General features: G+C 65.3%; 15 protein-coding genes and 2 pseudogenes. 11 read left to right on the top strand and 6 right to left on the bottom strand.

Features of this window, described 5'->3' with window-relative positions; translation table 11 throughout:
* The first annotated feature begins 71 nt into the window (after positions 1 to 71).
* The 10 genes and pseudogenes from FV242_RS19740 to FV242_RS19690 all read left to right on the top strand — a co-directional run bounded on the left by FV242_RS19740 (position 72) and on the right by FV242_RS19690 (position 7,697).
* Positions 72 to 254, top strand: a complete 183-nt coding sequence (locus FV242_RS19740) for a hypothetical protein (protein ID WP_147909166.1) — start codon at positions 72 to 74, stop codon at positions 252 to 254.
* Positions 255 to 442: 188 nt separating this feature from the next.
* The gene (locus FV242_RS19735; RefSeq protein WP_147940088.1) at positions 443 to 1,399 is read left to right on the top strand and encodes a PhnA-like protein; all 957 of its coding nucleotides are present in this window, start codon (positions 443 to 445) and stop codon (positions 1,397 to 1,399) included.
* A gap of 2 nt (positions 1,400 to 1,401) precedes the next feature.
* On the top strand, positions 1,402 to 1,902 hold the full coding sequence (locus FV242_RS19730; protein WP_246692785.1) for a YsnF/AvaK domain-containing protein: 501 nt from the start codon (positions 1,402 to 1,404) through the stop codon (positions 1,900 to 1,902).
* Positions 1,899 to 2,852, top strand: coding sequence for a YsnF/AvaK domain-containing protein (locus FV242_RS19725; RefSeq protein WP_147940087.1), 954 nt, complete (start codon positions 1,899 to 1,901; stop codon positions 2,850 to 2,852). The genes FV242_RS19730 and FV242_RS19725 overlap by 4 nt, the downstream gene beginning before the upstream one ends.
* 214 nt (positions 2,853 to 3,066) lie before the next feature.
* Complete coding sequence (locus FV242_RS19720; protein ID WP_147940086.1) at positions 3,067 to 3,954, top strand: hypothetical protein; 888 nt, start codon at positions 3,067 to 3,069, stop codon at positions 3,952 to 3,954.
* Between the two features lie 222 nt (positions 3,955 to 4,176).
* Positions 4,177 to 4,380 (top strand): annotated as a pseudogene (locus FV242_RS19715) (transposase); the annotation flags it as partial.
* Positions 4,381 to 4,470: 90 nt separating this feature from the next.
* A complete protein-coding gene (locus tag FV242_RS19710; protein WP_053609154.1) occupies positions 4,471 to 4,884 on the top strand; it encodes a transposase in 414 nt (137 codons plus the stop codon).
* The gene (gene tnpB, locus FV242_RS19705) at positions 4,881 to 5,228 is read left to right on the top strand and encodes an IS66 family insertion sequence element accessory protein TnpB (RefSeq protein WP_147940085.1); all 348 of its coding nucleotides are present in this window, start codon (positions 4,881 to 4,883) and stop codon (positions 5,226 to 5,228) included. Before FV242_RS19710 ends, tnpB begins: the two co-directional genes overlap by 4 nt.
* A 102-nt stretch (positions 5,229 to 5,330) precedes the next feature.
* A complete protein-coding gene (locus FV242_RS19700) occupies positions 5,331 to 6,836 on the top strand; it encodes an IS66 family transposase (RefSeq protein ID WP_246692786.1) in 1,506 nt (501 codons plus the stop codon).
* A 441-nt stretch (positions 6,837 to 7,277) separates the two neighbouring features.
* Entirely contained in the window at positions 7,278 to 7,697 is a 420-nt protein-coding gene (locus tag FV242_RS19690) for a methylamine utilization protein (RefSeq protein ID WP_243959863.1), read from the top strand.
* A 36-nt stretch (positions 7,698 to 7,733) separates the two neighbouring features.
* Here FV242_RS19690 and FV242_RS19685 read toward each other — a convergent pair whose 3' ends face one another.
* A complete protein-coding gene (locus tag FV242_RS19685) occupies positions 7,734 to 8,804 on the bottom strand; it encodes a hypothetical protein (RefSeq protein ID WP_243959871.1) in 1,071 nt (356 codons plus the stop codon).
* A gap of 371 nt (positions 8,805 to 9,175) precedes the next feature.
* Here FV242_RS19685 and FV242_RS35620 point away from each other — a divergent pair, with 371 nt between their 5' ends.
* Positions 9,176 to 9,499, top strand: coding sequence for a cupredoxin domain-containing protein (locus FV242_RS35620; RefSeq protein WP_243959862.1), 324 nt, complete (start codon positions 9,176 to 9,178; stop codon positions 9,497 to 9,499).
* A 38-nt stretch (positions 9,500 to 9,537) separates the two neighbouring features.
* Here FV242_RS35620 and FV242_RS19675 read toward each other — a convergent pair whose 3' ends face one another.
* The 5 genes and pseudogenes from FV242_RS19675 to FV242_RS19650 form a co-directional block, all read right to left on the bottom strand.
* Positions 9,538 to 10,566 carry an HD-GYP domain-containing protein gene (locus FV242_RS19675; RefSeq protein WP_147940081.1) on the bottom strand — a complete coding sequence of 343 codons (1,029 nt, stop codon included), beginning with the start codon at positions 10,564 to 10,566 and terminating at the stop codon, positions 9,538 to 9,540.
* 83 nt (positions 10,567 to 10,649) lie between these two features.
* Positions 10,650 to 10,991, bottom strand: a complete 342-nt coding sequence (locus tag FV242_RS19670; RefSeq protein ID WP_147940080.1) for a hypothetical protein — start codon at positions 10,989 to 10,991, stop codon at positions 10,650 to 10,652.
* Entirely contained in the window at positions 10,988 to 11,311 is a 324-nt protein-coding gene (locus FV242_RS19665) for a hypothetical protein (protein ID WP_147909176.1), read from the bottom strand. The genes FV242_RS19670 and FV242_RS19665 overlap by 4 nt, the downstream gene beginning before the upstream one ends.
* Positions 11,308 to 12,797, bottom strand: a pseudogene (locus FV242_RS19660) (methyl-accepting chemotaxis protein). Before FV242_RS19660 ends, FV242_RS19665 begins: the two are co-directional and overlap by 4 nt.
* A 347-nt stretch (positions 12,798 to 13,144) precedes the next feature.
* On the bottom strand, positions 13,145 to 14,167 hold a 1,023-nt coding region (locus tag FV242_RS19650; protein WP_147940079.1), incomplete at its 5' end, for an IS3 family transposase.

The following is a 14,167-nucleotide window of genomic DNA, read 5'->3' as shown; positions in this document are numbered from 1 at the left end:
ACGCAGTGGTAGCTCTGCTCACGCGAGCATCTCGGAAGATCATCCCGACGGGTTGATACCAGGAGATCCGCGTGGCCGGGCGTCGGAAGGTGCTATCGCCCGATCATATTCGGGCGCTGATCAAGGAAGCCATCGGCATCATCGAGGGCGACCACGCGATCCAGGCGGAAGCCGCCGCCGAGATCGCTGCCCTCGAAGTCGCACACACGTCGTCGAACACCAAGCCGAGGCCAAAGCGCTCGACCCGCATGTGATGCTGGGGCGCGTGCGGACACATGGGCCGCAGCCGCAGCTTCTGCACGCCCTCGATGATCCTGCAGACGATTATGCTGTGGCGCGACCATGGCCTGGTTGGCCGTCGTCAGGTGCTCCGACGCCAGACAAACCCACTTCCGCCGCTCCCGGCCGAAGATCGAACCACACTGAACTGAGAGTACTGAGCATGGCGTTGACACCCTACACCACCCGTCCGGCCTACGACCGCGATCTCCCCACTGCCAGCCCGGTCACCCCCGCGGAGGACATGCGCACGATGGCGGTGCACTCCATCTCCTGGGGCGCGGTGTTCGCCGGTGCTGTGATCGCGCTGGTCGCCCAGGTCATCTTGAACATGGTCGGGCTGGGCATCGGGCTCTCGACCGTCGACCCGGCCGGCAACGGCACCCCGACCGCGGGAAGCCTATCCTCGGGCGCTGGGATCTGGTTCGTGATCTCCGGCATCCTCGCCTCCACCGCGGGCGGTTGGCTCGCCGGGCGCCTTTCGGGCAAGCCGGCCAACACCACCACCGCCTACCACGGGCTGATCGCCTGGGCGGTCTCGACGCTGGTCGTCGTGTACCTGCTGTCCTCGGCGGTCGGCGGCGTCATCAGCGGCGCGTCGAGCGCGGTGTCGAGCACGCTCGGTGGTGCCGGCAACCTGATCGGCGGCTCGGTGAAGACCGCTGCACAGGCCGCCGCCCCGTCGCTGCCCGGCATGGATAACCCGTTCTCGAACATTGAGAGCCAGGTCCGCAATGGCACCGGCAATGATCCGGAGGCCCTGAAGAACGCCGCCGTCAGCGCGATGCGTGCGGCGGTGACCGGCGACGCCGCCCAGCAGAAGAATGCGCAGGAGAAGGCTGCCCAGGCTCTCGCCAAGGCGCAGAACATCCCGGTCGATCAGGCCCGGACCCAGGTCGCCCAGTACGTGCAGCAGTTCAACGACACGGTCGCGAAGACCAAGGAGCAGGCCAAGCAGGCGGCCGATGCCGCCGCCCGTGTCGGCGCACAGGGGGCGCTCTACGGTGCCTTGGCGCTGATCCTCGGCGCACTGTCTGCTTTCTTCGCGGGTCGTGGCGCCGCCGTCGACCCAGTCGTGAGCCGCGCCGCGATGACCACCACGACCCAGCGTCGGGTGTGACCATGAGCGATCCCGCCGCCACCGAACCGCACCTCCTAGGGATGCAGGGCGAACACGCGGCGGAGATCGCCGTCGGCGAGACCGTAACGCTCCCGCTGATCGCCGAGACCGCCCGCATCGACAAGCGGGCGGTGGAGACCGGGCGAATGCGGGTCTCGACCCGGACCGAGACCACCGACCAAATCCTGCGCGAGACCCTGCACAGCGACATGGTTGGGGTCACCCGAGTGGCCATCAACCGGACGCTGTCCGAGGGCGAGGTGCCCCCGGTGGTCCGTGAGGAGGGTGGGGTGACGATCATCCCGGTCCTGGAAGAAATCCTCGTCGTCGAGAAGCGCCTCGTCCTCAAGGAGGAGGTGCACATCCGCCGGACCACGGCGGGTGAGGAGGTCGAGGTGCCGGTGACGCTGCGCAGGCAGCACGCCGTGGTCGAACGCGTGTCCCCGGATGGGCACGTCACGCAGCAGAGCATCCCACAACCTGCCGAGGAGACGAAATCATGAGCCAGACCATCACTGCATTGTACGACGTGCTGAGCCAAGCCGAGGCCGCGCAGGCCAAGCTGGTCGCCGCCGGGATCCCGCAATCCGCGATACGGCTCGTGCCGGGCAATCGGACCGGCACGAGCCGTATCGCGACCGCACCGGCGCGCGACGAAAGCTTCTGGGGGTCGTTGAAAGACATGTTCATGCCGGAGGAGGATCGGCATACTTACCAGGAAGGATTGAGCCGCGGCGGCACGATGCTAACCGCCACAGTCGAACAGGCGCAGATCGAGACCGCCTACGATATCCTGGAGCAGCACGGCTCAGTCGATCTCGACGAGCGCGAGGCGACGTGGCGCAAGGAGGGCTGGAGCGGCTACACTGGTGAGACGGCAGCGGGCGCGACGGCGACCACCGGTGCGCTGCGCAACCCGACCACGGCCGAGGTAGCCGGCGGCATTCCGGCGACGGGCGGCACGGCGGCGTTCGCGGCCGGTGGGCGCGATGGCATGGCAAACCGCGAGACGGTCGCGGGTACGGCGGGTGATACCGAGTATATCCCGGTGGTCGAGGAGCGCTTGAACGTCGGCAAGCGCGTGGCCGACAGCGGTCGCGTGCGGGTGCGCTCCTACGCCGTCGAGAATACAGTGAGCGAGGACGTAACCCTGCGCGACGAGACCGTGCACGTCGACCGGCGCGCCGTCGATCGCGCGCCGACCCCGGTCGATGAGGCATTGTTCGCCGAGAAGACGATCGAAGCCACTGAGATGCGTGAGCAGGCGGTGGTGTCGAAGGAGGCCCGAGTGGTCGAAGAGGTCGGGATCCGCAAGCAGGCCATCGACCGGGTCGAGACAGTGTCGGACACGGTCCGCCATACCGAGGTCGAGGTCACGGACGAGCGCGGTAACACCAGCCGCACGGGTACGACTGGAAGCACCACTGGGACCGATCCGCGCAAGCCGCTCTGATATCGCCCTGGACGAAAGCGGCGAGGCGACGGTGTGCCTGCCCCGCCGCTACTCATACTGAAATCGTCTTCCTACCTCGCACTCAAATCGAAGTTTGGGGTGGGCAGCGGCTATGATACACAACGCCGGGGTCGTCAGCCGGCGCTTGATCTGGCGATTGCCCCAGCATGTATGCAGAACCGGGATTTCACCACGATCCGACGGGGCATGAAAATTGGACGCTGCAGGCATAGTCGTCGGCATCCATGGCCTTGAGAACAAGCCCCCGCGTGATGAGAAGTGGCGGTGGTGGAGAGCGGCTGTCGCTGAGGGTTTACTACGGAATTGCGGCCAGGATGGCGGAGAATTCCCGTTCGAGTTCGTGTACTGGGCTGATCTACGCTACGACTACCCGCTCCTCGGCGACGCCAACGACGAGCCTTACCGACCCGACGAGGAGTCCGGACCATTCCCACGCCTTGAGCCGGGATCTGACGCGAGCTTGAACGACGATATCGTCGGTAAGGTCTACCGCGGCTTGGCCGCACTCCAGACGGCGACGGGAGCGACGCCAATCGACGACGCGATCCTCGAACATCGCTTCGACGACCTGTGGCACTACCATTCCGAGACGCCGTTCGCCCGACAGGTCCGGCGTCGGCTCATCGATGTGCTCGAACAGCATGCCGGGAGGCGCACGCTCTTGGTCGCGCACTCGATGGGTTCAATCATCGCATACGACGCCTTACGCATGCTCGAACGCGAGGCGCCATCGGTGCGAGTCGAGCATCTCGTGACGTTGGGCTCACCCCTCGGACTCGCGGAGGTGAGGGCGAAGATCGGAGAGGAGAACGGTGAGGCTCGGGTCCCCAACAACGTGGATCGCTGGACGAACATGGCCGACAATCGCGACCTCGCCGCGGTGGCCGGTGAACTCTCGGACACCTTCGTGCCCAGCGACCGCGGTGTTGGCGTGACGGACATGGCGGTGGTGAACGCTTACCTGCGCCCGAACGGGTCAGCGAACCCGCACAAATCCTATGGCTATCTTCGGACGCCAGAGTTGTCTGAGCTGGTACTCGGCTTCACGTCGTACGAACGCGCCGATAGCGAGCAAGGGTAAACCGCTACTCTGACAATCGTGAGCAGCACTCGTGGCCAAGATCCCATCCAGAGGTTCAACGTAGGCAGCGCGGTGATAATTCGTTACAGTATAGCTTGCATAATGGAATGGCTTCGCTGGAATTGGACGGCTTTTGTTGCCTAATAAAACGGCAATTATTGAGGTTTTTAGCGTTGATTTGGCATGGTTAGACTTCTTATCCCCGGTGATCTCTAAGATGAGATCGTTTTGCTCCCGCCACCGCCTCGGCCCCGTCCGAAGGGCGGGCGTCCTCCAATCGAGAACCGGGCCGCACTGACGGATATCCTGTTCGTGCTGCGCTTAGGCCTGCCGTGGGGGATGCTGCCGGCCGAGATGGGCTGCGGCTCCCGCATGAGTTGCTGGCGGCGGCTGCGGGACTGGCAGGCGGCGGGTGTGTGGAGCCGTACGCCTCTGGTGAAGGCCGCGGTTGAGAGCATCGCACTCAGCGGTGAGGCCTGACCTTAATGCTGGCGTTAAGGTCAGCGGGTCGGGACGATGCGGGGCGAGCTACTGGAGAACGCCGAACGGCGGCGGCGCTGGTCGTTCGATGACAAGGTGCGGATCGTCGAAGCATCGTTCGAGACCGGCGTGTCGGTGTGTTCGGTGGCGCGCCGGTACGGGATCGCCCAGGGCCTGCTGTTCACGTGGCGTCGTCAGGCTCGGGAAGGCCGTTTGGGAGGGGACGAGCAGGCCCCGGTCTTCGTGCCCGTCGCGATCACCCCGGAGCCGTCACTTCCTGTTCCCACCCAGCAGTCGGATGATCCGCGTGCTCCAGCGCCGCTGCGTCGGCCTCGGCGCAAGAGCGGCGTCATTGAGATCGATCTCGGCGGCGGTCGGCGTCTCAAGGTCGACAGGGACGTCGATGCCGCGGCGCTGCGTCGAGTGCTCGATGCCCTGGAGGGCCGATGATCCCGCTGCCGGCCAACGTGCGGGTGTGGCTGGCGACCGGCCACACCGACATGCGCAAGGGCTTTTTCAGTCTCGGCCTGATCGTCCAGGAGACGCTCAAGCGCGATCCCCACGGCGGGCACCTGTTCGTGTTCCGCGGACGGCGCGGCGACCTGATCAAGGTCATCTGGCACGACGGCCAGGGGGCGTGCCTCTACACGAAGCGGCTCGACCGCGGCCGTTTCCTGTGGCCCTCGGTGGCGGACGGGGCGGTGACGATCTCGACGGCGCAGCTCGGCTACCTGCTCTCAGGCATCGACTGGCGGATGCCGCAGGAGAGCTGGCGTCCGAGCGCTCTGGGCTGAGGATAACGCGTTACAAAGCTTGAGGAATATGCTCTTCTCGCCAGCGTGCAGAACGCGCCCGAGCCCCCGCCGCTTCCCAACGATCTCGCCGCCGCCCACGCCATGATCCTGGCCGAGCGGGCGGCCCGGCTCGCCTCGGAGATCGCGGTCGAACGGCTGAAGTTGGAGGTCGCCCGGCTGCGGCGGGAGCGCTTCGGAACCTCCTCGGAGCGCAGCGCCCGGATCGACCAGCTCGAACTCGTCCTGGAGGATCTGGAGGAGACGCTGGCCGAGACCCAAGCGCAGGCGGCCGCCGAGCCCGAAGTGCTCTCCGGTGCGGCTTCCTCGCGGCGCAAGCCCGCCCGCCGGCCTCTGCCCGAGCACCTGCCGCGCGAGCGCATCGTCCATCCCGGCCTGACGACCTGCGCCTGTTGCGGCGGGACGCGCCTTCGCCTCCCCGGCGAGAACGTCACCGAGACCCTGGAGCGGATCCCGGCGCGCTGGGTCGTGATCCAGCACGTGCGCGAGCGCGTCTCGTGCAGCGACTGCGAGACGATCGCGCAGACCCGGGCCCCGTTCCATCCGATCACGCGCGGACGAGCGGGCCCAAACCTTCTCGCCGAGGTGATGATGGCCAAGTTCGGCCTGCACCTACCGCTGCATCGCCAGAGCCAGCGCTTCGCCCACGAGGGCGTACCGATCGACGTCTCGACGCTGGCCGGCTGGGTCGGAGCGGTGACGAGCGCCCTGTCGCCCCTGGTCGCCCGGATCGAGGCCCATGTTCGAGGAGCCGAGCGCCTGCATCTCGACGACACCCCCGTCCCGGTCCTGGCCAAGGGCAAGACCCGCACGGGGCGGCTCTGGACGGTGGTGCGGGACGACCGTCCCTTCGGCGGTCCCGAACCACCGGCTGTGGCCTACTTCTACTCCCCCGACCGCTCTGGCGCGCATGCCGAGACCTGGCTAGGCGACTTCCACGGCCTCGTGCAGGCGGATGCCTTCTCCGGGTTCGGTCGGCTGTACGAGCCCGGTCGCAAACCAGGCCCGCTCCGCGAGGCGGCCTGCTGGGCGCATGCCCGGCGCAAGTTCTTCGAGCTGGCTGACCTGAGGAAGGCTCCGATCGCCATCGAGGCGGTGGCGCGGATCGACGCGATCTTCGCGATCGAGCGCACCATCAACGGCCTGGGACCGGACGAGCGCCGTGCGCATCGAAGCGCCCGCTCGGCCGCCCTCGTCGCCGAGTTGAAGGCGTGGCTGCTGGCCAACCGCGCCAAGCTCTCGGCCAAGGCTCCGGTGGCGCGAGCGACCGACTACATGCTCAAGCGCTGGAGCGCCTTCATCCTCTTCCTCGACGACGGGCGCGTTTGCCTCTCAAACAACGCCGCCGAACGCGCGATCCGGCCCATCGCGGTAGGCCGCCGCAACTGGACCTTCGCCGGCTCGGATGCGGGCGGCCATCGCGCCGCGGCCCTCTACACGCTGATCGAGACCGCCAAGCTCAACGGCATCGATCCGCAGGTCTGGCTCGCCGACGTCCTCAACCGCCTGCCTGACCATCCGGCTCTACGCATCGACGATCTGTTGCCGTGGAACTGGACCCAACATCAGCCCAGGCAGATTGCCGCCTGACACCCCATCGGAAGCACGACCGCGGCCTTCACCGCAGGCGTACGTGGAGCCGCCTGCATCGCGTGCTTCTGGAGCGCCTGCACGCAGTGGGTGAGATCGACTGGAACCGGGCTTGCCTGTTATGCAGATTGCCGGCGTCGATCACGGTCTCCATGAGCATGTTCTGCGCCATCGCCAGTTGCTTGCGTAGCTCGGCGTTCTTAGCCTTAAGGGTGAGCAGGATTGCCGCTACGTCATCGCCTATTTGGCACCCGCCGCTCGCATCCGGGATGTCGGGCGTAGAACTGACATAGTTACCGCGTCGACAAGGTGCTGAGTCGGGACTCGTCGGCGTAGGCCTCGTCAACAGCAGAACTCGCGGACGCGCGCGCCGCCGTTTTCTCCAGGTCTGCGCCCAGTCGGATCACATCCTCGTTATAAAACCGAGGATATGGAATATTTTTGGCTGGCGTTAACGATTTAAATTCAATATTCATCCAGACGATTGGTAAATCTATGGTGGCGCCAGTGCTGAATAACAACTGGAAATTGTTTCCGACATTTCTGGTGTGTGCCGCAGCTTCCCTGACCATAGCCGGTCACGCTATCGCTGGCTTGCCGGACCCGGACCACCTTATATCGCAGAAAGGTAAGCAGTTCGGACCGCGGGACGTGGCTCTGCGTATCGGTGAGCACATCACCATCATCAACGACGATGCCAACTTCGTCCACCATGCCTACGTCGACACCGAGGAGTTCGCGTTCGACTCCGGCGATATCGAACCTGGGGCCAGGACCGTAATTACCTTCCCGCAGGAAGGCGACTTCACCGTCCTGTGCGGCGTTCATCCGAAGATGAGGCTCGCCGTCCGCGTTCGGTAGGCGGATCACCGCTGAGATCCACCCGCCGACCCCGCCTCAGATCACCGGCAGGCCGGCGAGGCCTTCGTACAGGGCCTCGTGGCCGACGTAGTACAGCGCCAGGAAGGTCGCGAGCGCACCACCGTAGTAGGCCGGCGCCCATGTGATGTCGCGGACCCGCACCGCGGTGCGCACGTCGTCGGCGGCGATGCCGAGCAGCACCACGATGATCCCGGAATGCCCGATCGCGTCGACCTTGCCGAACTCGAACACCGCCGAGACGAAGATCGCGGCCAGGATGATCGCCGCGGCGCGTCGCACCAGCGGGGTCCAGAGCAGCGCGAACGCCAGGGTGAACTCGATGACGCCGGCCGCCTGCATGAACAACTCGGGCGTCGCGCCCATGGTCATCTGTGGCTTGGCAGCGAGCAGCGGATCGGTCCACTGCGGGTAGGCCCACTTCTCGACCGAGGCCCACATCAGCGTGATGGCGGCGGTCCAGCGCACGATGTCGAGCGGACGCAGGCCGAAGGGCTTCAGGTTGAGACCTTGGCAGACGAGGTAGACCGCCACCCCGAGGAACACCGGGTAGTCGGCGAGGTGGAACACGCCGTACTGCGCGGTGGCGAAGCTGAATAGGAAGACGATGCCCAGGCCGGTGAGCGGCATGGTCCGGCGCCAGATCAGGCAGGCGGCCAGCGCGAGCTGGAACCACGGGATCCAGGCGATGTCAGTCTTGAGCTCCGGGGTGAGGATGATACCACCCATCCCCCACAGCGAGACGAAGAAGAAGCCCAGCGTGGCGCGGACCAGCAGCTCGGTGTCGGTTCGGACCCGGGAGGTCACACGATCCAGTGCGTTGAGCAAGGCGCCGCCCAGCGGCGTGCCCTCGGCCAGGCACCCAAACATCAGGCACAGGATGGCCAGACCAGCGAGCCACTCGAAGTCAGCGCACAGCACCTGCTCGAGGCCGCGCGGCTGCCCGGCGACGTCGTAGGCGCAGAACCATTTCACGTGAGCGCTGGCGGAGCTCGTACCGGCGAGGAGGGCCAAGGGTGGGGCTGCGAGGCTTGCCAGCGCGCGCGTACCCAGGCGACGCGTGAGCCTGAGCGCCGAGACCCGAACCATGATGACCTCGAAAGACGTGGCGGGCACCGCCCCGCCTACGTATTTCCTCACAAAGCTAAGCTTCGCGCCAATGAATTGTTAACCTATGTTGCGCGATGGTTAATAGTGACGCTGACCGTGAATTCAAAACACGAAGGCGTTCAGGTCGGCGCTTGGGATCTCGCCGCAGCAAGAAGCCGACGTCGGCCCGAATTAAGAACGTAGGGCAAGGTGAAGGTCCCACCTTCCAGAGCAGCGTCAGGCCTACGAGCCGTTCGACCAGCTCAGCAGATGGATTGAATTTTACGCATTGCCCGGCCGCTCTCTCACCACCTCACGTGCCAGCGTCGTGCCGCAGTACGAGGCAGATTATGCGCGCTTATAGAACCGGTATGTCCGTCGTCGTCTTGGCTATCGCGCTCGCCGCGGCGGGATCGGCTCGCGCAGACCTGTCCAGCACTATCAGGATCGTGCTGCAGAAGGGGCGGCACTACGATCCCACTGACCTGTTCCTACACAAGGGCGACACCATTACCCTGGTCAACGGCGACGACAGCGCGGTGCATCACGCCTTCATCGAGGCCGATCGGTTCGCGTTCGATGCCGGCGACCAAGAGCCGGGCAAGCAGGCCACGCTGACACTGAAGCAGCCCGGGGACTTCATCATCCAGTGCGGCATCCACCCGAAGATGAAGCTTACCCTACACGTACAGTAGCTGCTGACCTCCACGGCGCGCGGCGCTCACGCATTCGTTTAGGCTACGGGCCTGAACGCTGTAGCCACGGGCTGGAAGGCTCGGATGAGATCGTCGTCCAATTGCCCGGTCATGCTCTGCAGAAGACCATAGGCCTTCTGGCCTGACATTGCTGGCCGGTACGGACGCAGCTCGATCAGCGCCCCGTAGACGTCGCAGACCGTCACCAAGCGCACGAAGTCCGGGATCTCCCATCCCCGGAGGCTATCGGGGTAACCGCTCCCATCGATCATCTCGTGGTGGGAGCGGACAGCCGCGAGCAGTTCGTCGCTGAAGCCGGCGGCCACGAGCATGGCATGACCGCGCTGCGCATGCGTTCGCATCACCGCCATCTCCGAATGAGTGAGCTGGCCCGGTTTATTCAGGATCTCGACGGGGATGTGGATCTTGCCGACATCGTGCAGCAGGGCGGCCCGCGTCAGGCGATGGCGATCAGCTGGGCGTAAGCCGAGTGCCCCTGAGAACGCCGCGGCGAGGGCGGCGACCAACAGGCAGTGTTGGTGCGTGGCATCGTCGAACTGCTGAACCGCTCGGACCCAGTCGTGGATGCCGATGTCACCGACGGCACGCACGACCAGGTCGGTGCCGATATCGGCCGTAGCGGGCGTGATCGATCGACTGGAGAACAGCGCGTGCTGGAAGAACTGTCGAGCTTCGACGGCTCGGGTTCGTGCGAGCACTGGGATCGATGTTCCCTGCAGGCGGTCCACGGCTTCGAGCATCTGTCGCACCCCGGCCGTGGCTGTAGCGCCCAGAACCTGAGCCTGAGCCTCTGCACGGGCGGCATTACCGTGAACGAGGAAGAGGTATGGGACGCCCTCACCTCGGAGCTGAGCCAGGATGCGGCGCAGGCGAACGATAGCGTCGGAGGTGAGCCCCCCGACATCGCTGACGATCAGAGCAGGAGCTATGGCTGGCACTGCGTCGTCGTACAGGTCGTGAACCTGACACCGCCCGCGCGCGCCGAGATCCCGGGACAGACGCTCGCCGCGAGCGACGTCGTCGGTAATCAGCAGAAGCTCGCTCATCGGTATCCATCGCCGGTCATCGGAAGCTCAGCGCAAATTTGAACGTCAGCCATCCTGATGCCCCGCGGCAAACGGGAATGGCGCTAACCCGGCGGTAGACCTCGCTCTGTTGTCGTCCTGCAGGCCTGAACTCGTTGAATGAGCAAGTCGATTAGAGCCAACGCTTCACGTGTCCTATCCCGCAAGTCTACGTTGATGCCAGCGATCCGGGTATCGAAGCTTGGTGCCCGCGCCTCCAGATCAGCCAGGATCGCGACCAACTTGGCCCGCTGTCCACGAAGCAGCGCCAGAATGGCGTCGAGACGCGCGACCGAGAGGTTCGAGGCTTGCCCCTCGACCAGCAGTTCCACCGCCGCGGCATCAAAACGAATGAGGGCGGATGCCTCGTCGCGCTTCAACCGCAGAGGGACGATCGTTCCGGTCACGACCCACGAACCTTGGGATCATCATCGCCCGTTCGATATGGTCCCTGGCGCAGGCCCTGCTTCAGCACGTGCTGAAGTGCCGTGGCTCGATCCACCGCCCAGTCGAGATCCCGATATGGGGCCATCCGGTCACCGAATGCCCGATCGATACGTGCGCAGCTCGCCGCGTACGACTCCGTCGGTTCTTCGACCGCTTCGCGCACGAGATCCGAGAGAGCATCGTCGAGGCTACGCCGCACGGCAGCGCTAACTTCCGATAGCTGAGCCCAGTCATGCTCGAGGATGGGGGCGGTGAAATCAGGGGGCTGGGCCATCGTCACGCGACCGCCCGTGCGGCTTCCCGAACCTGCCGCGTGGCGGCATCGACCCGCTCGCCCGCCCGGGCTATCGCCTCCATGCCGCCGGCGATCGTGGTTACGCCGTTCGCGGCCGTATGCATGCTCCCCGACATCTCGCGCGTAACCGCGGATTGCTCCTCGACCGCCGCCGCGATCGCCGCCGAAACCTCGTCGAGCTGATCGATGGTGCCCCGGATCGAACCGATCGCCTCGACCGCTTCGCGAGTCGCCGCCTGCGTCGCGGTGATCTGCCCGCGGATCTGGTCGGTCGCCTTGGCGGTCTGCTCGGCCAGGGCCTTCACCTCCGACGCGACCACTGCGAAGCCCTTGCCGGCTACACCGGCACGTGCCGCCTCAATGGTGGCGTTGAGCGCCAACAGGTTCGTCTGTGAAGCGATGCCCTGGATCAGCGCAACCACGTCGCCGATCTGCGCCGCCTGCCCACTCAACCCCGCCACGATGCTTCCCGTGCGTCGGGCCTGCTCGACCGCCTCACCGGCCATGCGTGCGGCTTGGGTGACCTGCTGGCTGATCTCGTCGACCGAGGCCGAGAGCTCCTCCGCCCCCGAAGCGACGCACTGGATGTCGTTCGAGACCTGTCCGACCGCACCGACGGCCTCCGCGGTCTGCCGGGTGACGTCCTCGACCGCAGAGCCGATAGCATCGAGGTCGGCACCGATCATCCGCTGCGCCTCGGTCCGGCGCTGACGCTCGTGCACCTGCGCGGTGATATCGGCAGCGAACTTGACCACCTGCAGCACCGTGCCGTCGACATCCTTGATCGGGTTGTAGGTCGCCTGGATCCAGACCTCGCGCCCGCCTTTAGCGATGCGTCGGAACTCGCCCGCTGCGAACTCGCCGCGTCCGAGGTGATCCCAGAACCCGCGATAGGCCGCCCCCGACTGTTCGGCGGCATCGACGAACACGCTGTGGTGGCGACCCACGATCTCGTCGAGGCGATACCCGACGGCGTCGAGAAAGTTCTGGTTGGCTTCCAGGATCGTGCCGGCTGGATCGAACGCGATCACTGCCCGCGAGCGGTGCAGGGCGGTGATCTGCCCGTCGAGATCGAGCGCGCGCATCTTCTGGGCGGTGATATCGGCGGCGAACTTGACCACCTTGACCACCCGGCCGGCGCGGTCGAGCACCGGGTTGTAGCTTGCCTGGATCCAGACAGGTCGACCGCCCTTGGCGATGCGCTTGAACTCGGCGGACTGGAAGCTTCCCTGCCGCAGCGCGTCCCAGAACGCGCGGTACTCGGCGCTGTCGCGGTGTGCCGCCTCGACGAACATGGCATGATGCTGCCCCCGTACCTCAGCCAGGATGTAGCCCATCGCCGTCAAGTCAAGAAGTTGGCGTTGGCGGTAAGGATGGTGCCGTCGGGCTGGAACTCGATGACCGCCTGTGAACGGTCGAGCGCATCGAGTTTGGCCGCGAGATCGGCGTGCGCACGCATTCCACCGAACATGGCATCACTCCCAGGATCGTTGAGGCTGCTCGACGACACCCAGGAGCCCAACGGCCTACGGTGCAGCCCACCGGCGCGTCACTCAAATGTGGCACCGTTGTCTAGATACTAGAGGAAGAAAGTTATTTATGCCTTAACGTGGCGATGCTCCCGGATCCGAGAGCTAATTTTGACACAGTTTATATTCCAGAAAACAGTAATCACGCTGCCGTGAACCGCACAGATACAACTTATGAGTGTTCAAAGATGCTGAGCGCGCGCAGTACCGCAGTTTGTCCGTCGTCAGATGATTTGGGACATTCAGCGGTGTTCAGGAGCGGAGGCTCTGGTCCATCTGGGGTGAGAGGTTAGGCGGCCTGCGCGTGGTGGCGCAAGCGGCGATCCATCAGGGTCTGGCGCTTGATGCGTTCCCGTTCGGCCAGGATCCCTTCGCCGCGTCCGAAGTAGACGTTAGCGGGCGTGAGGTTGCTCATGCTCTCATGGGCTCGGGCATGGTTGTAGTGTTCGACGAAGTCGGCAACCTGCGTCTCCAACTCGCCGGGCAAGTAGGCGTGTTCGAGCAGGATGCGGTTCTTGAGCGTCTGATGCCAACGCTCGATCTTGCCCTGCGTTTGAGGATGGCATGGCGCACCGCGGATGTGGGTCATGCCCCGAATGCCGAGCCAGTCAGCCAGATCGCTGGCGACGTAGCTCGGCCCGTTGTCGGAGAGCAGGCGTGGCCGCTGCATTACCCACGCCTGATCGAGTCCAGCCGCACCCAGCGCCAAGTCGAGTGTGGCGGTGACGTCGCTGGCCTGCATCGTCGTGCACAGCTTCCAGGCGACGATGTAGCGTGAGAAGTCGTCCAGGACCGTCGACAGATCGTACCAGCCCCAGCCAACGACCTTCAGGTAGGTGAAGTCCGTCTGCCAAAGCTGGTTGGGCGCGGTGGTCTTATCGCGGAACTGGTCGGCGGCCTTGATAACGATATAGGCCGGGCTGGTGATCAGGTCCTGAGACTTGAGCAACCGGTAGACGGTCGCTTCCGAGACGAAGTAGCGCCGCTCGTCGGTGAAGCGCACCGCCAGCTCACGCGGACTGAGTTCAGGCTGCTCCAGAGCCAAGGCAACGATCTGCTCGCCGATCTCCGCAGGTAGACGGTTCCAGACCCGGCTCGGCTGCGAAGGATGGTCATTCAACGCCTCGGGGCCGCCGCGCTGGTAGGCGTCGTACCAGCGGTAAAACGTCGAGCGCGTGATGCCGAGCTTTTCCAGGGTGGCACGCACTGGCAGGTGGGATTGCTCGACGAGTCGGATGATCTCCAGCTTCTCGGGGGCCGGGTACCTCATGCCTCGTCGCCCCCAACCCCGCTCATGCTTATGGGATGGCCC

Origin of the sequence: Methylobacterium sp. WL64, assembly GCF_008039945.1 — a bacterium.
Lineage (GTDB): Bacteria > Pseudomonadota > Alphaproteobacteria > Rhizobiales > Beijerinckiaceae > Methylobacterium.
The sequence above is the reverse complement of the archived record's forward strand: the minus strand, read 5'-3'. Positions and strand labels throughout refer to the sequence as shown.